The 18594-nt window shown below is 70.2% G+C and carries 16 protein-coding genes and 1 other RNA gene; 10 read left to right on the forward strand and 7 right to left on the reverse strand.

Annotated elements, in window-relative coordinates:
- Positions 1-91: 91 nt before the first annotated feature.
- Positions 92-1243: a Gfo/Idh/MocA family protein gene (locus ABN028_RS07010; RefSeq protein WP_349329218.1), complete on the forward strand. Its 1152-nt coding sequence runs from the start codon at positions 92-94 to the stop codon at positions 1241-1243.
- Positions 1244-1286: 43 nt separating this feature from the next.
- Here ABN028_RS07010 and ABN028_RS07015 read toward each other — a convergent pair whose 3' ends face one another.
- The 7 genes from ABN028_RS07015 to ABN028_RS07045 all read right to left on the reverse strand — a co-directional run bounded on the left by ABN028_RS07015 (position 1287) and on the right by ABN028_RS07045 (position 9057).
- Positions 1287-1886: a hypothetical protein gene (locus tag ABN028_RS07015; protein ID WP_349696022.1), complete on the reverse strand. Its 600-nt coding sequence runs from the start codon at positions 1884-1886 to the stop codon at positions 1287-1289.
- A 270-nt stretch (positions 1887-2156) separates the two neighbouring features.
- A complete protein-coding gene (locus ABN028_RS07020) occupies positions 2157-3533 on the reverse strand; it encodes a mannitol dehydrogenase family protein (protein WP_349329220.1) in 1377 nt (458 codons plus the stop codon).
- A 14-nt stretch (positions 3534-3547) separates the two neighbouring features.
- Positions 3548-4963 (reverse strand): glucuronate isomerase, encoded by a 1416-nt coding sequence (gene uxaC, locus ABN028_RS07025; protein ID WP_349329221.1) that lies wholly within the window; start codon positions 4961-4963, stop codon positions 3548-3550.
- A gap of 44 nt (positions 4964-5007) precedes the next feature.
- Positions 5008-5805 (reverse strand): VOC family protein, encoded by a 798-nt coding sequence (locus ABN028_RS07030; RefSeq protein WP_349329222.1) that lies wholly within the window; start codon positions 5803-5805, stop codon positions 5008-5010.
- A complete protein-coding gene (locus tag ABN028_RS07035) occupies positions 5802-7031 on the reverse strand; it encodes a Gfo/Idh/MocA family protein (protein ID WP_349696023.1) in 1230 nt (409 codons plus the stop codon). Before ABN028_RS07035 ends, ABN028_RS07030 begins: the two co-directional genes overlap by 4 nt.
- A 9-nt stretch (positions 7032-7040) precedes the next feature.
- Positions 7041-7874 (reverse strand): sugar phosphate isomerase/epimerase family protein, encoded by an 834-nt coding sequence (locus ABN028_RS07040; protein WP_349696024.1) that lies wholly within the window; start codon positions 7872-7874, stop codon positions 7041-7043.
- 115 nt (positions 7875-7989) lie between these two features.
- Entirely contained in the window at positions 7990-9057 is a 1068-nt protein-coding gene (locus tag ABN028_RS07045; RefSeq protein WP_349696025.1) for a LacI family DNA-binding transcriptional regulator, read from the reverse strand.
- 284 nt (positions 9058-9341) lie between these two features.
- On the opposite strand from ABN028_RS07045, the gene ABN028_RS07050 reads away from it, so the two are divergent.
- The 9 genes from ABN028_RS07050 to rnpB all read left to right on the forward strand — a co-directional run bounded on the left by ABN028_RS07050 (position 9342) and on the right by rnpB (position 18591).
- Positions 9342-10190 (forward strand): sugar phosphate isomerase/epimerase family protein, encoded by an 849-nt coding sequence (locus ABN028_RS07050; RefSeq protein ID WP_349329226.1) that lies wholly within the window; start codon positions 9342-9344, stop codon positions 10188-10190.
- Positions 10191-10324: 134 nt separating this feature from the next.
- Positions 10325-11416 carry a Gfo/Idh/MocA family protein gene (locus tag ABN028_RS07055; protein WP_349329227.1) on the forward strand — a complete coding sequence of 364 codons (1092 nt, stop codon included), beginning with the start codon at positions 10325-10327 and terminating at the stop codon, positions 11414-11416.
- Positions 11413-12261: a sugar phosphate isomerase/epimerase family protein gene (locus ABN028_RS07060; protein WP_349696026.1), complete on the forward strand. Its 849-nt coding sequence runs from the start codon at positions 11413-11415 to the stop codon at positions 12259-12261. Before ABN028_RS07055 ends, ABN028_RS07060 begins: the two co-directional genes overlap by 4 nt.
- 55 nt (positions 12262-12316) lie before the next feature.
- Positions 12317-13582, forward strand: a complete 1266-nt coding sequence (locus ABN028_RS07065) for a lactate racemase domain-containing protein (RefSeq protein WP_349696027.1) — start codon at positions 12317-12319, stop codon at positions 13580-13582.
- Between the two features lie 25 nt (positions 13583-13607).
- The gene (locus ABN028_RS07070) at positions 13608-14816 is read left to right on the forward strand and encodes an alpha/beta hydrolase family protein (protein ID WP_349696028.1); all 1209 of its coding nucleotides are present in this window, start codon (positions 13608-13610) and stop codon (positions 14814-14816) included.
- A gap of 187 nt (positions 14817-15003) precedes the next feature.
- Positions 15004-15894, forward strand: coding sequence for a Nif3-like dinuclear metal center hexameric protein (locus ABN028_RS07075; protein WP_349696029.1), 891 nt, complete (start codon positions 15004-15006; stop codon positions 15892-15894).
- The gene (locus ABN028_RS07080) at positions 15825-16634 is read left to right on the forward strand and encodes a zinc ribbon domain-containing protein (RefSeq protein WP_349696030.1); all 810 of its coding nucleotides are present in this window, start codon (positions 15825-15827) and stop codon (positions 16632-16634) included. The genes ABN028_RS07075 and ABN028_RS07080 overlap by 70 nt, the downstream gene beginning before the upstream one ends.
- Before the next feature lie 13 nt (positions 16635-16647).
- Complete coding sequence (locus ABN028_RS07085; protein WP_349696031.1) at positions 16648-17841, forward strand: bifunctional RNase H/acid phosphatase; 1194 nt, start codon at positions 16648-16650, stop codon at positions 17839-17841.
- 330 nt (positions 17842-18171) lie between these two features.
- An RNA gene (gene rnpB / locus ABN028_RS07090) (RNase P RNA component class A) lies at positions 18172-18591 on the forward strand.
- Positions 18592-18594: the final 3 nt, after the last annotated feature.

The raw sequence follows: 18594 nt of genomic DNA on the forward strand, positions 1-18594 counted from the left end.
GCATTAGGCAGTGCTGCGCACGACAGCACGTGGACGTGTCATGGTGGCGCCGACCGGCCACAATCGCCTGATCACCACCCGGAGGTCTGCCATGGCGACGCAGGACACGGCGCAGGACGGGCGCAAGTCGGGACCGCTGCGGCTCGGCGTACTCGGCACGGGCATGATCGCCACGACGTCGTACGGCGTCCTCCCCAATCTCGGCTGGATAGCGGACAAGGTGACCGTCGTCGCTGTCGCCGATCCAGAGGTGGATCGCGCACGGGAGGCGGCGAAGGAGTTCGAGATCCCGGAGGTCTACTCCAGCCTCGAGGCAATGCTCGACCAGTCCGACCTCGACGCGGTGGTCAACCTGACCCCGATCACGGTTCACGGAGAAACCTCGCGCAGGATCGTCCAGGCCGGCAAGCACCTCGCGACCGAGAAGCCGCTCGCGACGACGATGGAGGACGCCGACGCGATCGTCGAGACCGCGGCCGCCAATGGCCTGACAGTCGTGTGCTCGCCACCGGACGCGGTGTTTCCGGCGTACCAGGAGGCGCGGCGGCTGCTAGACGCGGACACGATCGGCAAGGTCGCGTTCGCGCGGGTGCGGAGCTCACATGCGGGACCGGCCGGCAGCACGTTCGGCTGGCCGATGGACCCGACGTGGTTCTACCAACAGGGTTCCGGACCGCTGCTGGACATGGGCGTCTACGGGATCCACGAGATCACCGCGCTGCTCGGCCCGGCCGAACGGGTCGTGGCCTTCTCCGGCATCACCGAGCCGACCCGGGTCGTGCGCGCAGGCCCGTTCGCCGGCAAGGTCATCGACGTCACCGCCGACGACAACTCGTTGTTCATGCTCGACTTCGGTGGCGCGACCTTCGCCGTCGTCGACGGTACGTACAACGTCCACGCGGCGAAGAGCCCCAAGATCGAGATCTTCGGCCGCAAGGGTGCGCTGAACATCCGGGACGGGAACGCCAGTGGCGAAGGACCGATCGAGGTCTACCGTGCCGATGCTCTGCCCGGCGTCGACGGTTGGGTCGAACCGCGCGGATGGGGGCAGCTCCGCGGCCGGCAAGGCTGGCTTGACAAGCTGCACCGGGCGGTACTGGTCGAGCATCTCGCCGACTGCGTACGCACGGGTGAGCGGCCGGTCCTGTCCGCCGAACACGGGCGGCACGCGCTGGAGATCATGCTGAAGGTCGCGGAGTCGTCCCGGAGCGGTCAGGCGCTGGACCTCACCACGACGTTCTGATCACGGCGTTGCCCGAGCCGGACGTGGGCGATCCGGTGTCAGGTCAGGCGGCGCCGCCCCGGCGGAGAAAGCGTGGACGGCCGAGCGTACGCCGCGCGTCAGGGCTACCCGCCTTGCCGGCGGTGAGGACGTAGATGAGGCCGGAGACGAGCGCGGCGGCAGCTGGTTGTACGGACGAGACGGGCAGCCGGTGCCTTCCCGCTGACTCCGCGTCCGTCAGTTCGTCCTCGAAGAGGCCGGCATCGTTCTTGGTCGCCCCGGCTTCGGTCAGCCTGGCTTCGGTCAGCCTGGCTTCGGTCACCCCTGCGTCGGTCAGCCTGGCTTCGGTCACCCCTGCGTACGGCGGCTTGGTGTACATGGGCGCCGTGTGGGTGGCCCCGGCGGCGAGCGGTCCGGCCGAGGGCGGGTCGGTCTCCGCCGGTTCGGTGTATCTGACGTGCCGGCCGGCCGGTCGGTACCCCGTTGGGCCTGTAGGCCGGTCGGTCCCGGGCAGGTCGACACCCCGCCCCTTGACCCTTCGTCCCTGCGCGGGAACTCGTTGGCCCTGCGCGGGAACTCGTTCCGGCCGGGCTCGGTGGAGATCGCCTTCGAGGGATGCCTGCGGGCGGTTCGCCTCCGGGGCAAAGTCGGGTGAAGAGATCATCGAACCGGCTCCCGGGTCTGTCGCGCGGAGCTGCGGAATCACCGGGGTCCGGGGGTAATGCCGGCAGGGGTCGATGAAGGAGTACCCATGCTCATGCCACTTATGCCGCCGGTGATCATGACCGTGACCACGCCGATGACCGGCGACCGATGACCGGCGACCGGTGACCGGTGACCAGTGACCGGCGACCGGCGACCGGTGATCATGACCGTGATCATGAATGGTTCGTGGGTCCAGAGCCCCAGAAAACCTTCACGATAACGATCATGATCACGGGACCAGGCCGCGACAGGTGGCCGCGACTGCCTCCACGAGGTCGTGGTCGTCCGCCAGCGGCGCGTCGAGCGCACGGAGCATCCGCCGGGCGGCCTCGGGAACTGGCCCCGACACTGCGTTCGTCAACTCCTCGCCTCTCGGATCACGGACCGCTGTTCCGTCGCGCAGGTGCGCCAGCCATCCGGCGAGGGCGTGGATGCCGCCTTCGGGGAGCCGCCCGTCGGCGCGTTCGCGGGTGAGCACCGGGAGTACCCGGATGGGGAGTTTCTGTGAACCGTCCATCGCGATCTGGGCCAGGTTGTGCCGGATCCGCGGGTTGGTGAACCGCTCCAGCAGGTCCTCGCGGTAGCGGGTGGTGTCGTCGGTGGGAAGCGGCAGGTGCCGCGCCGCCTCGGTCCACCATGTCTCGACCCAGCCACGGCACACCGGGTCGTTGATCGCCTCGGCGACGGTCGCGTGCCCGCGGGTCGGTCCGGCGTAGGCCAGCAAGGAGTGTGCGCCGTTGAGCAGCCACAGCTTGCGCTGCTCGAACACACTGACGTCGGGAACGAACCGCGCACCCCCGCGCTCCCACGCCGGCCGGCCTGCCGGAAACTCCCCGGCCAGGACCCACTCGCTGAACGGCTCCGTCACCACCGGCGCGGCGTCGGCGAACCCGGTCAGCTTGGCGACCACCTCGCGATCCTCCGGCGTGGTGGCCGGTGTGATCCGGTCGATCGTCGTGGAGACGAACGACACCTGACCGGCCAGCCACTCCGCCAGGCCGTCGTCGACCGCGGCGGCAAGGCCGTTGAGCACGCGGGCGAGGGTCGGACCGTTGTCGACCAGGTTGTCGCACGGCACGATCGCGAGCGGTCCGGCATCGGCTGCCTGCCGGGCGGCGAGTCCGCTGAGGATGCGTCCCGGCGCGGTGGTCACGTCGGTGTGGCCGGCCCGTAGGCGTTCGACGTCGGATGCCACCGCCGGGTTGTCGAGGTCCGGACCTCCGTCCGGTCCGCGGCGATAGCCCGCTTCCGTCACCGTGAGGGTGAGGGTCCCGACGAGCGGATCGGCGAGCGTCCGTCGCCAGGTCTCGGCGTCCGCCCCGTCGTACGCGGCCGAGATGCTCGCGATCAGCTCGGTCCGGTCACCACCGGCGTCGCGGACCAGCAGGTGGTAGAGCCCATCCTGCGCCCGCAGTGGCAGCGCGGCGTCCGGCCGGCGCCCGGTGAACGCGGCGATCCCGGACGGCTCGGCGTCGCCCCCGCTGTTGGCCACGTGCGTGTACCACGCCTGGTGCGCGCGGAAGAACGCGCCGAGCCCGAGATGGACGGTACGAATGGGTGCGGCAGGTCCGGCCCCGGGCGCGGACCGCCGGTTCAGCTCGTTCACGAGCCCTGCCCTCCTCATGTGAGCCGGAAAGTCGACGCCGGCAGCTGGTATGCAAGGTCGCGTGCGGTCTCCGCCGCCTCGTCCTCGGGAAGCCGATGCTCGGCGACGAGACGGGCGAGGAATCCGGCGTCGAGCCGTCGGGCCATGTCGTGGCGTACCGGGATCGAGCAGTACGCCCGCGTGTCGTCGACGAATCCGGCCGTCTTGTGGAACCCCACTGTGTCGGTCACGGCCGCCCTGAACCGCAGGATCGCGTCAGGAGTGTCGATGAACCACCACGGCGCCCCGACGAACACCGACGGGTAGAAGCCGGCCAGTGGCGCGATCTCGCGCGAGAACACGTCCTCGTCGGTGGTGAAGAGCACCATCCGGAAGTTGGGGTGCGTGCCGTACCGCTCCAGCAGCGGCCGCAGCGCCCGGGTGTACTCAGCGACCACCGGGATGTCGCATCCCACGTCGGCGCCGAACCGCTCGAACGTCGCCGAGTGGTGGTTGCGGAACACGCCGGGATGCAGCTGCATCACGAGACCGTCATCGCAGGCCATCCGCGCCATCTCGCTCAGCATGTGCCGACGGAACGCGGTCTGCTCGTCGGCCGTCGCCGCACCCGCCAGGCCGGCGGAGAAGATCCGGCTGGCGTCGGCGGGGTCCAGGGGCGCACTGCCCGCGTCGGCGTGACCGTGGTCGCTCGCGGTGGCGCCGTGCTGGGCGAAGTACGCCCGGCGCTGTTCCAGTGCGGCGATGTAGCCGTCGTACGTCTTCGTGTCGATCCCGGCCGCCTCGCCCAGCCTCGCCACCTGTTGGGCCCAGTCGGATCGCGACGGGTCGAGGTAGGCGTCCGGCCGGAACGTCGGGACGACGCGGCCCTTCCACGCCGGGTCCTCGGTCAGCCGCTGGTGGTCGGCGAGGTCGGACGCCGGGTCGTCGGTGGTGGCGAGGACCTCGAGCCCGAAGCGTTCGTACAGGGCCCGCGGCCGAAAGCCAGGGTCGGCGAGCCGCTCGGTGAGCTGGTCGAAGAGCTCGTCGGCGGTCTCGGCCGACGGTCGCAGGCTGACGCCGAAGACGTCCACCAGCTCCGACTCGAGCCAGTACCGCGACGGCGTGCCCCGGAACGCCCAGAAGTGCGCACAGAACGTCCGCCAGATCTCCCGGGCTGACGTGTCGCCGACCGGGTTGCCGGGCGGAACGCCCAGGTCGTCGAGTCGTACGCCGTGCGCGTGCAGCAGCCGGGTGACGTAGTGGTCGGGCACGACGAGGAGGTTGGCGGGGTCGCCGAACGGTTCGTCGTTGGCCAGGATCGCCGGGTCGACGTGCCCGTGGGGCGAGATGATCGGCAGCCCCGCTATCTCGTCGTACAGCCGGCGGGCGATCCCGCGCAGGTTCGGCTCGGTCGGCAGCAGCCGGTCGGGGTGCAGCTCGATCTGGCTCATCCGTTCCCTCTCCTGGGTCGCGTGTGTGCGTCGGGCTGGTGGTCTCAGGCGTTCGACGCGCGCTCGCGCAGGTCGTCGCGGTCGAGGAGAAGCACAGGTACGCCGTCCGGGTCGTGGACCTCGGCTACCCGCCCGTGCCCGTGGCCGGCAGGTGCGGGCTCGGCCGCGACAGGGACGCCGTGGGTACGCAGCCGGTCGGTCGCCGCCTCCACGTCGTCGACCCGTAACCCGACATGCCGGATCCGCGGAGCATCCGGCGCCGGCGTGGCCGGGTGGTGCAGTCCCACGGCGTCGTCGCGGAGGTGGAAGTACGCGTCCGTGCCGCCGGCGCCGTCGCTCAGCGTCGTGATTGGTCGCAGGCCGAGCTGTCCGCCGTAGAAGGCGACCGACGCGTCGAGGTCGTCCGCCGCGACAGAGTAGTGGTCCAGGCTCCGGACGAACCCCTCGAGCGGAGCGACCCGGAAGTCCTCCTCGCGCTGGAGCAGCTCCACCCTCACCTTGCTCGGGTCGGACACGAACGCCAGCCTGCCGCGGCCCGTTCCGGCGACCTTGGGGTCCAGCAGCGACGCGAACCCGGCCCCCACCAGGCGCTGGTGGTCACCGTCGAGGTCGTCGGTCATGAACGCGATGTGGTCGAGCCCGAACGTCGTGCCCGCCGGTGGGTCGGCCGGACGCAGCAACTCGACCATCCCGTCGGCGATCTGCAGGTAGACGCAGTCGGTCCGCGAGCTCGGGATGAACGCCTCGCTCACCACCTTCGCGCCGAGGATCCCGACCCAGAACGCGAGGCTCTCGTCCAGGTCCCTGATCCGGACACCCACGTGGTTGAGCTCGTAGATCATCGACTGTCTCCTGCGCTCTCGGTGGATACGGGAAGATTGATCCGGCGACCTGTCTCGGCCGACAGGTAGGCGGCGTAGATGACCTCGACGACGTCCCGGGCCAGGGTGGCGTCGGACAGTGGCTCGCGGTCGTACGCCACGCATTCGCAGAAGTCCTGCATCTCCTGCGGATACCCGCGTACCCAGTCCTCGTCGGGCGCCGGCGTACTCCATCCGGCCTTGGTCTCGAGCTTCTCGCTCAGGTACTCCGCGCCGAAGACCTCCGCGTGTGGGGCGTAGGCGAGCAACGCGTCGTTCGGTGTCATGTTGGCCCTGAGGACGGCGTTGGTGGTGGCGAGTTCGAGCGTGTTGCGGACACCGCCGAGCTGGCCGAACGACGCGTTGATCACCGCCTTCGTCCCGTCGGTGAAGGTGAGGATCGCGCTCGCCCAGGTCTCGACGTCGACCCAGTCGGAAACCAGCCAGCGGCGGGCGTGGTCGTCATAGGCCGGTGCGTCCCACAGCGGCGCCGTGTCGGCGACCACGGAGCGCACGCGGACCGGCTGGCCCGTCTTGCGCCGGCCCTCGACGGCCTTCAGGTGCAGCGCCGCGCCGATCGGGTGTGAGCCGAGCATCAGCAGCGCGCCGCCGCCGGCACGGGCGCGGTACTTCGACGCCTGCGCGTGCGAGCCGCTGTGGCTCTCCTCGGCGCGGATGTCGAGGATCGAGCCGCCGGCCGCTCCGAGGAGGCGCTTCGCCTTGGTGACGGCGGGTGCGTACACCCAGTTCTCGGCGTACATCAGTCGGCGCCCCGCGGCTGTCATCGCGTCGAGGACCGCGTCGGCGGAGGTGAGCGCCTCCTCCAGCGCCGTGCGGGCGAAGGCCGCGCCGTCGCCGTCGCCGTCGTCGCCGTCGTCCAGACCTGACGGTGCCGTGAACGCACCGGTGAGTGGCTTCTCGCAGATGACGTGCTTGCCCGCCTGAGCGGCCTCGATCGCGAGGGGTGCGTGCGCGGCATTCGGTACGCAGAGACACACGACGTCGACGTCATCGTCGGCCAGCAGATCGTAGGAATGGGCATGGGCGGTGGCGATCCCGTGCCGGGCCGCGAACTTCTTCGCCTTGTCGTGGTCACGGCCCGCGACGGCGGCGAGGGTGACGTCGAGCCCGTGAACCTGACGCAACGCCTCGGCATGCAACGCCGCTGAGAAACCGCTGCCGATGATCCCGACCCGTACGCGTTCCATCGAGAACGCCTACCGCGCCGCGACCTCGGCGAGCAACGGACGCATGTACGCCGCGTACTGCGGAATCGCGACCTCGGGCTCCTCGATCTCGGGGTGCCAGGCCTTCTCCCACTCGAAGCTGAGGTAACCGTCGTAGCCCTCCCGCTGGAGCAGGCCGGCGAACTCCCTGATCGGCATGGTGCCCGCACCGGTCAGCTCGAAGTTGAACTCGGTGGGGGAGTAGCGCGAGGAGTCCTTCAGGTGGACGTGCCTGATCCGGTCACCGAGCGCGCGCCAGGTGTCCTCGAGAGACTCGCCGGAGCGATAGGAGTGGAGGACGTCCCACAGGATCGCGAGGTCGTCGTTCGGTGCGTAGGACAGCAGCTCGGCGACCTGGGTCGAGGTGCAGAAGCTGTCGTGAGTCTCCAGGACCGCGGTGATTCCTTCGGCCTTGACCGCGGCCGCGGCCTCCGCGAGTCCTTCGGCGATGCGCTTGGTCGTCTCCTCGCGTTCAGGTGACGATTCGGGGACGGCTCCGCCGAAGACCCGGATATAGGACGTGCCGAGCTCGGCCGCCATCCGAGCGTAGGTCAGTGCCGCGTTCTGCTGCTTCGCGCGCTCGGCCGGGTCGGGCGAGGTGAAGCGGACACTCGTGTCCAGGCAGGCGACCGTGACCCCGGCCGCGTCCAGCGCCGCCTTCGTCTTCCTGATGCCGGACGGTGAGAACTCCTCGAGGTTCTCCAGCGCGACCTCACCCCGCAGGAACCGGATCTCGACGCCCTCGTAGCCGTTGTCCTTCGCGGTGGACACCACCTCGTCGAGGGTGTACTTCGGGCAGCCGAGGGTGCTGAAGCTCAGTTTCATCGCGATCATCTCCGCTCGTGGATGGTCCTGCGGTGTGCACAGGCGGTGCGGCGGTGGTGCGGCAGTACGGCGGTCAGTTCGAGGGGATGCATCGTCAGGTCGAGGGGATGCATGGTCAACTGGAGGGTTCGGCGGTCAGGGGGACAGGCCGGCTGGTGGTCGTCGGTGCCGTTCCGGTGGAGTCTCGGATCGTCAGTCGCGTGGGGAGTACGACGTCGCGGCCAGACCCCTGCCGGTCGGTGTCGAGGAGGCCGAGCAGCAGGTCGACGGCCGCCCGTCCCGCGGTCTCGATCGGTGCGGTGAGCGTGGTCAGCGGCGGGTGGCAGAAGTCGGCGCCGAAGATGTCGTCGCACCCGACGACGCTGATCTGGTCCGGCACTCCGATCCCGCGGGCACGCAGGCGGCGCAGCACCCCGATCGCGAGCAGGTCGTTGAACGTCACCGCGGCGGTGACGTCCTCGAGGACGATCGCGTCCGCGGCAGCGACGCCGGCGTCGACCGTCGGCGCCAGCGGACCGATGCGGACGGTGCTGAGGCCGCGCCGCCGCGCCACCGACTGCAGCGCCCGCCACCGCCGCTGGTCCGACCACGATGCGCGTGGCCCGGCGAGATAGGCGATCCGCTCGTGGCCGAGGGAGGCGAGGTGTTCGGCGGCGGCCCGTGTCCCGTGGGCGCTGTCGATGAGTACGCCCGGCAGCGGCGCCACCCGGCGGTTGACGACGACGAGCGGCGAGGTCGCGTATGCCTCCCGCAAACGGGCGTCTGACAGGCGGGAGGATGCGAGGACGTACCCGTCGACAGCCCGCGTCAGCCTCCTGACCGCCGTGAGCTCGGTCTCACTCGACTCGTCGGTATCGGCCAGCACCAGCGTGTAACCGGCCGCGGCCGCCGCCCGCTCGGCGCCCCGGATGAGGTCGAGGAAGAACGGGTTGGTGATGTCGGGTACCAGCAGGCCCAGCGTCCTGGTCCGGCCGGACGGCAGGGCCCTGGCGATGGGGTTCGGCCGGTAGCCCATCTCCTCGGCGGTGGCGAGAATCCGTTGCCTGGTGGCGAGATTGACCCGCTCGGGCCGGGAGAACGCCCGCGACACTGTGGAGGCGGCGACACCGCAGCGGGCCGCGACGTCGTGGATCGTCGGCGCGCGACCTGACGGGTTCACGGGTACCGAGTCGCGTGCGGACACCACAGTTCCACCTCCCAGGCGCCGTCAGCTCCCGGTGCGCGGGAGCCGTTGTCGGACGGCATAGTCTTGCCCCCCTTGACAACCTTTGGCAACCGGTTGCCATAGTTGCCATAACCGCCGGTGTGCCTCCTGCCCGGGGGGATGGCCGCGCCGACTTGCACGGCATGTCCCAACGATGCACGGCGACTTGGCCGCGCATCGTGGGGAATGATCACGCATTCCTGATCATTTCCACCGCACACCGCCTGACCATCGACCTGCATACGAGGAGCCGAACGCCAACGATGTGGACCCTCTCCGGATTCGCCGACGAGATCGACCCTGACCCGACCACCCAGTTCCGGACCTTGAACGAGCTGGGGATCAGGTACGTCGAGTTCCGCAGCGCATGGGGCGTCAACGTCCTCGACCTCTCCGACGACCAGATTGCCGAGCTGAAGAAGCTCATGTCCCAGCACGGCATTTCGATGTCGGCGGTCGGATCGCCCATCGGCAAGGTCGGCATACACGACGACTTCGACGAGCACCTCGCGCGATTCGACCGGGCGCTGTGGGTGGCTGATGAGTTCTCCGCACCGTACATCCGGATCTTCTCGTTCTGGATGCCGGACGGCGACGACCCGGGCAAGCACCGCGACGAGGTGCTTCGCCGGATGTCCGCGCTCGCGGCCCGGGCCGAGGGCCACGACGTGATCCTCGCCCACGAGAACGAACGCAAGATCTACGGCGACATCCCGTCCCGCTGCCTCGACCTCGTGGAGTCGGTCGGGTCGGACAAGCTGCAGCTGGTCTGGGATCCCGCGAACTTCGTCCTCTGTGACGTCGCGCCGTTCACCGACGGGTTCGCGAGCCTGCGGCCCTACATCGAGTACCTCCAGATCAAGGACGCCGTCCGGGCCGAGGGGCGGGTCGTCCCGGCGGGGGAGGGCGACGGCCAGATCCCCGAGACCATCCGTGCCCTTCGCGACGACAGCTTCGGCGCCGGCGGACACTCCCAGGACAGGTACTTCTCGATGGAGCCGCACCTGGCCTACATGGGGGAGTCCGGCGGCTTCTCCGGTCCTGAGCTGTTCGCGAAGGCGACGAAGGCATTCACAGGTCTGCTTGCCGCCGACGGTATCCCGTACAACTGAGTCCGTACCGCTGGGGTTCGGACACCTGGATCCGTACAACTGGGTCCGTACAACTGAATTCGTTCCTCCTCGGTCCGTCCGGCTGAGTCCGTACAACTGATCGACGGGGTCCTCCGACGCAGAAGGGGCTTTGCATGCGATTCGCGGTGATCGGCGCTGGAGTGATCGGTCGCACCCACGCACAGACGATTCAGGCGTTGGGCCCACGTGCCGAGCTCGCCGCCGTCGTGGACGTCGTCCCCGAGCGGGCACAGAAGCTTGCCGGTGAGCTCGGGGTCGACGCGTTGACCTCCGTCGACGAGGCGCTCGCGCGCTCGGACGTCGACGCGGTGACCATCGGGACGCCGAGCGGCCTGCACGCCGACGCGGCCGTCGCCGCGATCGACGCCGGCAAGCACGTCATCGTCGAGAAACCGATCGAGATTCGCCTCGACGCCGCCCGCCGGATCCAGGAGGCCGAGCAACGTTCGGACCGGACGGTGATGGTCGTGAGCCAGCACCGCCACGACCCGGCGAGCCTGATCGTCCACGAAGCCCTCGAGGCAGGGAAGTTCGGCACCCTCACCTCGGGCAACGCCGTCATGTCGTGGTGGCGCAGCCAGGGCTACTACGACTCCGGCGACTGGCGCGGTACCTGGGCCCTCGACGGCGGCGGCGCCCTGATGAACCAGGGCATCCACACGATCGACCTGTTCACCTGGTTCCTGGGGGAGCCCGTCGAGGTCTACGCCGTGGCCGGGTTGCTTGCCCACGAGCGGATCGAGGTGGAGGACACCGCGGTCGCGACAGTGCGGTTCGCGAACGGCGCACTCGGTGTCGTTCACGGCACCACAGCCGCCTACCCCGGCCTGAGCACCCATGTGCGGGTGCACGGCGACCGCGGCTCGGCCGTGATCGACCAGAACAAGCTCACCTACTACCACGCGGCCGACGAACAGAGCGACGCCTACGCCTACGGCGCTGGTGGCCGGGCCAACCAGGCCGAGGCCGTCCTTGCCGAGCACGGCTACGGCGCGGAGAAGTCCGACGACGACGAGCCGACCGTCGCCGGGCTCACCGCGACGTCGCACTCGACCCAGTTCGCGGACTTCCTCGATGCGGTCGAGCAGGGCCGGCGGCCGCTCGTGACTGTCGAGCAGGGAATCCGCACCCTCGCCCTCATCCGCGGTATCTACGAGTCCGCACGGACGCAGAGCCCGGTCAAGATCAAGGAGCTGACTTCATGAAGTTTGCCGTCTTCACCGCGAGCCTGCCCGAGTGGACGCCGGAGGAGGCCGTCACCAGGCTCGCGGCCCAGGGCTGGGACGGCGTCGAGTGGCGGGTCGTCGACCAGAAGCCCCCGGCGTCGGGCTCCGGCGGTGGATTCTGGTCGGGCAACAAGTGCACCTGGCCGCTGTCGTCGTTCGAGGAGGACGTCCCGCGGATCCGAGAGATCACCGAGAAGGCTGGGCTCGGCATGCCGTCGGTCGGTGCGTACGCCCGCTGCGACGAGATCGCCGACGTCGAACGCCTCATGCGCGGCGTGTCCGCTCTCGGGGTGAAGCAGATGCGGGTCACGGTCGGCAAGCCCGGACCCGAGGGCTACAACGCCGCGTTCACCCAGCGGCGCAAGGAGTACGCCAAGGTCGCCGAGCTGTCAGCACAGTACGGCGTCAAGGCCCTGGTCGAGCTCCACCACCAGTCCCTGACGTCCAGCGCGTCGGCGGCGAAGCGATTCGTCGAGGACTTCGATCCCGCCCACGTCGGGGTCATCCACGACATCGGCAACATGCTCCAGGAGGGGTACGAATACGACCTGTGGAGTCTGGAGATCCTGGGCGAGCACCTGGCGCACGTCCACGTGAAGAACGCCGCGCCGGTGGCGACGAAGGTCGACGGCGCCGACCGCACCGACTGGACGTGGGGTTGGGCGCCGATGCGACACGGGGTCGGCAACCTGCCGCGGCTGTTCCAGCACCTGAAGGAGTTCGGCTACGACGGCTGGGTGTCGGTCGAGGACTTCTCGACCGAGGTGCCGCTGGAGGAGAAGGTGCGCGACAATCTGGCGTACCTCAAGGAGATCTCCAGCTGACCCAGCCGGCGTGGCCGATCCTGGGAACAGCCCGGCACCAACGAGACGGAGCCATGTGAGCGCTGAGCTGATCGGAGGCCCGGGCCGCTCCGTGTCGGCCGAGGAGGCCCGACACTTCGTCAAAGAGCGCTTGCGTTCGGTCCCGCTCGACGGGCGGAGCCTGTGCGTGGTGATTCCGGATTCCACCCGGTCGTGCCCGCTGCCGCTGCTGCTGCGCGCGGTCCACGACGCCGTGGACGGGCGGGTGAGCCGGCTCACCGTTCTCATCGCACTGGGAACGCATCCACCGATGGACGAGGCGCAGTTGGCCGCGCACCTCGGGTACGCGGAGGGCCGGCTGGCCGAGACCTTTCCGCGTACGACGGTCGTCAACCACGAGTGGTGGATCCCCGAGGCGCTGGTCTCCGTCGGTGAGCTGCCGGCCCGCGAGGTGGCGGCGCTCGCCGAAGGGCGGTTCGAGGAGCCGGTGACGGTCACCGTCAACCGGCACGTCGTCGAGCACGATGTGGTGCTGGTCGTGGGGCCGGTCTTCCCGCACGAGGTGGTGGGCTTCTCCGGCGGCAACAAGTACTTCTTCCCAGGCGTCGCCGGCCGGGAGATCATCGACCTCACCCACTGGCTCGGCGCGTTGATCGGCAACACCGGGATCATCGGGATGCCTGGTGTGACGCCTGTGCGGGCGGTGATCGACCGGGCCGCCGCGATGATCCCTTCGGAGCGGCTGTGCCTCGCGGCGGTCGTCGCGTCCGGCACGAAGGATTTGCACTCGTTGGCGTTCGGCACGCCAGAGGACGCGTGGGCGGCGTCGGCGAAGGTGTCGGCGCAGACCCACGTCCGCTATCTGGAGAAGCCGGTCCGGCGGGTGCTGTCGCTCGTGTCGGAGCGCTACGACGAACTGTGGACCGCCAGCAAGGGGATGTACAAGGTCGAGCCGATCGTCGCCGACGGCGGCGAGGTCGTGGTCCACGCGCCGCACGTCCACGAGGTCAGCCGCACGCACGGTGCACTCATCGAGAAGATCGGCTACCACTGCCGCGACTACTTCACCGGTCAGTGGGAGAGGTTCGCCGACGTGTCGCGTTCGGTGCTCGCGCACTCCACCCACCTGCGAGGCGATGGTTCCTACGATCCGTCCCTCGGTGAGCGCTGCCGGGTCAGGGTGACGCTCGCGACCGGGCTCGACGAGGCCCGGACCCGCGCGCTCGGGCTCGACTACCGCGACCCGGCGACCATCGATCCGGCCGAGTGGGAGCGCGATCCCGACACCCTCGTGGTGCCCAACGCCGGCGAGATCCTGTTCCGGCTGAGGTCGTCCGAATGATGGTCGTCCGGATGAAGGTGGCGTCATGACGCGCGTCGCAGGTGGGTGGTTGAAGGTGCCCGAGGCAGAACTGTCGGTGCCGGGCGGGCTACCGGATCCCTTCGTCTGCCTGGACGGGTTCCGGGTGACGAGCGCGGCGGAGTGGTTCGAACGCCGCCGACCAGAGCTGATGGGCCTGTTCGCGCGCCAGATGTACGGCGTGACGCCGCAGGTGACGCTGCCCATGCGTACGCACGTGAGATCCGAGGACGCGACCGCACTGGACGGGCGGTCGACGCGGATCGAGGTTCGGCTTGCGTTCGGGTCGCCTGGCGACGCGCCGGTCGGCGCGGAGCCCACCCTCAACCTGCTGGTCCACCTCCCGAACGGCGCGGCCGGGCCGGTGCCGCTGTTCCTCGCGCTCAACTTCCGCGGCAACCACGAGGTGGAGGTCGGCGGGCAGGGCGAGCCGTGGCCCTTCGCGCACCTCGTCGAGCGCGGCTACGGCGTCGCGACCCTGTGCTACGAGGAGATCGAGCCGGACGTCGACGGACAGGCAACTGGCAAAGCCGACGCCGGGCACTGGTCGGGGCGCCTCGGCATCCTGCGCCATCCGGTGTTCCTCGCTGCCGACGCGGCCCGCCGGGCCGGCGAGCGCTGGGGATCGTTGGGCGCCTGGGCCTGGGGGCTCAGCCGGGCGATGGACTACCTCGTCGGCAATCCGCGCGTCGACGCCATGCGGGTGATCGTCGCCGGACACTCGCGGCTCGGCAAGGCAGCGCTGTGGGCCGCCGCGCAGGACCTGCGCTTCGCGATGGCCGTCTCCAACAACTCCGGCTGCGGCGGCGTCGCGCTGTCGCGGCGGCTGGTCGGAGAGACCGTCGACGCGATCACGTCGCGGTTCCCGCGCTGGTTCTGCGGCAACTTCGCGGGGTACGCCGGGCGGGAGGGGACACTGCCGTTCGACCAGCACCTGTTGGTGGCGCTCGTCGCGCCGCGTCCGGTCTACGTCGCGAGCGCCGAGGACGACACCTGGGCCGATCCGTACGGCGAGTTCCTCGGCGCTCGCTACGCCGATCCGATCTACCAGCTGCTCGGCGTCGAGGGGATCGGCGCGACGTCGATGCCGCCGGTCTCGTCGCCTGTGCCCAGCCGGATCGGCTACCACATCAGGCCCGGCGGCCACGCCATGACGGCGTACGACTGGGAACGCTTCGCCGACGCCGCCGACCGCCACCTCCCCGCCCGGGTCTGACTCGCCGCCGCCCGCGCTGAGCCGCAAATGACCACGCTGAGCCGCGAATGACCGCGCTGAGCCGCGAATGACCACGCTGAGCATGCCAGCGGAACCACGACCATGCGTCCATGCATGGTGGGGTTCCGCTGGCATGCTCAGCGTGGTCATTCGCGGGCGCGGCACGGGGGCGTACTAGCCTGGCCCGGTGCCGACCGAGAGCTCACCCGCACCGCCGACGCTGCGCCAGGTCGTGCAGGTGCTCGACGAGCTCTACGACCCGAGCTGGGCGGCCGACTGGGACGCGGTGGGCCTCGTCTGCGGAGATCCGGACGCCTCGATCGCGCGGGTGCTCTTCGCCGTCGACCCGGTGGGTGAGGTGGTCGAGGAGGCGATCGCATGGTCGGCCGACCTGATCGTCGCCCACCATCCGCTGTTCCTCCGGGGCGTCCACGGTGTGGCGGCGACGACACCCAAGGGCACGCTCGTACACCGGATGGTCACTCGGGGGATCGCGCTCCACGTGTGCCACACCAACGCCGACGCCGCCGCTCCGGGCGTGTCGGACGCCCTCGCCGCCGCGCTCGGGCTGACCAACCTGCGTCCGCTCGATCCGCGTCCCGACGCAGCGGCGCTCGGCACCGGACGGATCGGCTCCCTCCCACGCGCCGAACGCCTGGACACCTTCCGCGAGCGCGTGGCCACCGCGCTGCCCCCGACGGCGCACGGCGTCCGTGTGGCCGGCGATCCCAACCGGACCATTGCCACGGTGGCGGTCTGCGGTGGCGCGGGCGACTCCTACCTCGATCTCGTGCGGGCGGTCGGGGTCGATGCCTACGTCACCGCCGACCTGCGCCACCACCCGGCGTCGGAGGCCGGACAGTACCCCGGCGCGCCCGTCCTCGTCGACGTCGCGCACTGGGCCAGCGAGTGGCCATGGCTGGCCGACGCGGCCGGCCGGCTCGTGCGTGCACTCGCGCAGCGGGGCACTACGGTGGAGACCCGCGTCTCGACGACATGCACAGACCCGTGGACCCTCCACGTCCCCAGTGCGGTCCCCGCGGGCGGCCACCGCGATCAGGAAGGGAACATCCACTGAACGCCGACCCTCTCGTCCAGCTCCGGCTGCTCGACGTCCAGGTACTCGACTCGCGCCTCGACCAGCTGGCACATCGCCGGCGCACCGTCCCGCAGGCCGCTGAGGTCGAACGCCTGCACACCGAACGTCGGGAGCTCGAAACCGCGACCGTCGCCGCCGAGACCGAGGCCAGCGACCTCGCCCGCGAGCAGCGCAAGGCCGACGCCGATGTCGAACAGGTCCGCAGCCGCAAGGCGCGCGATGAGAAGCGGCTCCAGTCCGGACAGGTCGGTTCGCCGAAGGAGTTGGAGAGCCTCCAGCACGAGATCGAGTCCCTCACCAAGCGCCAGTCCGATCTCGAAGACGTCGAACTCGAGATCATGGAACGTCTCGAGTCCGCGACCGCCCGGCACGCCGAGCTGCAGGCCAGGCGTTCCGCCCTCGACACCACGATTGCCGAGACCGAACAGGCCCGTGACCAGGCGTACTCCGAGATCGACGCCGAAGCCGAACAGGCTCGCAAGGAACGCGCCGACGCGGCGGGCGGCATCACCGCAGAGCTCCTGGCGGCGTACGAGAAGAGTCGTACGCAGCGGGGCGGCGTCGGCGCGGCACCCCTGCGGCAGCGGCGCTGCGAGGGCTGCCGGATGGAGCTCGACGCGAGCTATCTCGCGAAGATCGCGGCGGCACCGCCCGAGCAGGTCATGCGCTGCGAGGAGTGTGGACGGATCCTGATCCGGACCCTCGACGCGAACGCCTGAGAGAGTCGGTCCGATGACTGCTCCAACGGCACCGACGGGCCGTCGCACACTCATCGTCGAGGCCGACGGTGGCTCGCGCGGCAACCCAGGTCCGGCCGCCTTCGGCGCACTGGTCCGCGATCCCGCGTCTCACGCCGTCCTCGCCGAGGCGGCCGACGCGATCGGGACGGCCACCAACAACGTCGCCGAGTACCGCGGCCTGATCGCCGGCCTCCAACTCGCCCGCGAGGTCGATCCGGAGGCGAGCGTCGAGGTACGGATGGACAGCAAGCTCGTCATCGAGCAGATGGCGGGCCGTTGGAGGATCAAGCACGCCGACATGCGCCAGCTCGCCATGGAGGCGCGGCGCCTGGTGCCGGCCCACGTCACGTGGACCCATGTGCCGAGGGAGCGGAACTCAGCCGCCGACGCCCTGCTCAACCGGGTGCTCGACGGTGGCGAGCCGATCTGGACCGTGCTCGGTGGCGACGCCACCACCACCACCGCTGTCGCGCCGCCCGACCACGGTGGGCAACCCACGGTCGTGCCGCAACCCGCGCCGGGGGACCGGTCGAGCGTGCCTGAAACCGGATGGGGCGAGACTTCCAGCCCGCCGACGACCCTGATTCTCGTCCGGCACGGTGAGACCTCCCGCTCGCTCGCCAAACGGTTCAGCGGATCCGGCGGCGAGGACGTGCCGCTGACCGACCGGGGGCGGCAGCAGGCCGAGGACGTCGCCGCCGCGCTCGTGGGTCGTGGCGTCGACGCGCTGGTGACCTCACCGCTGCGGCGCACGCGGGAGACCGCCGGCGTCATTGCCGGCGCGCTCGGGATTTCCGCGACCGTTGAGGACGGGCTGGCCGAGACGGCGTTCGGCGAGTGGGACGGCCTCACCTTCTCCGAGGTGCGGGCGCGCTGGCCCGCGGCGCTCGAGGACTGGCTGGCCTCGACAACGGTGGCGCCGCCGGGCGGGGAGTCCTTCGACTCGGTGAATCTACGTGTGCGGGCCGCGCTCGAGCGGCTGGTGAGCTCGTACGCCGGTCGGACGATCGCCGTCGTGACGCACGTGACGCCGATCAAACTGCTCGTCTGCCTCGCCCTGAACGTCCCGCTCCGCGCCGTCTTCCGGATGGAGCTGCCGCCGGGTTCGCGAAGCGAGGTCCGGTGGTACGCCGACGGGATGGCCTCTCTTCGTTCGTACGGCGTCGTCGATTCGGCACCCAGCTGACCACCCTCGGCCGCACGGGTTTCACGAGCGCCGGCGACCCGACGCTGCTGCAGCACCCACCGATTGAGGCGCGGGGCGCCGGCCGTGATCTCCCGCTCGGCAACCGGGTCGGCCTGCGGCTCGTTGATGGGGCCGTCGTCCGGCGTCGGCTGCATTTCGAGTTGGCGTGAACGGCGTGGCGACCGCGTGCCGCGTTTGGTGCGGAGTAGATGGTTGGCCTTCCGGCTCGGTTGACCGCTTCCCCGCATGGGATGCCGCATCGGCCACGGGGCCGTGCAGTAGGCGTCGGGAATCGTGGCGCTCGCCCGGCTCGCTACGCTTGGTGGAGGACGAGCCGGCCGGGCGGTCGCGTCGGGATGCGGGACCCATGCGGTCTGTGTCCCGCCGAGGAAAGTCCGGACTCCGTAGGGCAAGGTGGTGGGTAACACCCACCCGGGGCGACCCGCGGGACAGTGCCACAGAAAGCAAACCGCCAGCGGCCCCTGGTCGACGATGCTCGACCGGGGGTGCGGGTAAGGGTGAAACGGTGGTGTAAGAGACCACCAGCGTCCGGGGTGACCCGGACGGCTCGGTAAACCCCACCTGGAGCAAGGCCAAGAAGGGTACGGACGCTTCGGTGTCCGCGCCCGCGCAGGCGTTCGAGGGCTGCCCGCCCGAGCCTGCGGGTAGGCCGCTGGAGGTCACCGGCAACGGTGTCCCTAGAGGGATGGCCGCCGATCACAGAATCCGGCTTACAGGTCGGCTCGTCCTCTC

This window comes from Actinopolymorpha sp. B17G11, assembly GCF_040196095.1.
Taxonomy (GTDB): Bacteria; Actinomycetota; Actinomycetes; order Propionibacteriales; family Actinopolymorphaceae; genus Thermasporomyces.

Coding starts and splice junctions, on each gene's coding strand:
- ABN028_RS07010 (WP_349329218.1), top strand. CDS start 92: ATGGCGACGCAGGACACGGCGCAGGACGGGCGCAAGTCGGGACCGCTG.
- ABN028_RS07015 (WP_349696022.1), bottom strand. CDS start 1,886: ATGATCTCTTCACCCGACTTTGCCCCGGAGGCGAACCGCCCGCAGGCA.
- uxaC (WP_349329221.1), bottom strand. CDS start 4,963: ATGAGCCAGATCGAGCTGCACCCCGACCGGCTGCTGCCGACCGAGCCG.
- ABN028_RS07030 (WP_349329222.1), bottom strand. CDS start 5,805: ATGATCTACGAGCTCAACCACGTGGGTGTCCGGATCAGGGACCTGGAC.
- ABN028_RS07035 (WP_349696023.1), bottom strand. CDS start 7,031: ATGGAACGCGTACGGGTCGGGATCATCGGCAGCGGTTTCTCAGCGGCG.
- ABN028_RS07040 (WP_349696024.1), bottom strand. CDS start 7,874: ATGAAACTGAGCTTCAGCACCCTCGGCTGCCCGAAGTACACCCTCGAC.
- ABN028_RS07050 (WP_349329226.1), top strand. CDS start 9,342: ATGTGGACCCTCTCCGGATTCGCCGACGAGATCGACCCTGACCCGACC.
- ABN028_RS07055 (WP_349329227.1), top strand. CDS start 10,325: ATGCGATTCGCGGTGATCGGCGCTGGAGTGATCGGTCGCACCCACGCA.
- ABN028_RS07060 (WP_349696026.1), top strand. CDS start 11,413: ATGAAGTTTGCCGTCTTCACCGCGAGCCTGCCCGAGTGGACGCCGGAG.
- ABN028_RS07070 (WP_349696028.1), top strand. CDS start 13,608: ATGACGCGCGTCGCAGGTGGGTGGTTGAAGGTGCCCGAGGCAGAACTG.
- ABN028_RS07085 (WP_349696031.1), top strand. CDS start 16,648: ATGACTGCTCCAACGGCACCGACGGGCCGTCGCACACTCATCGTCGAG.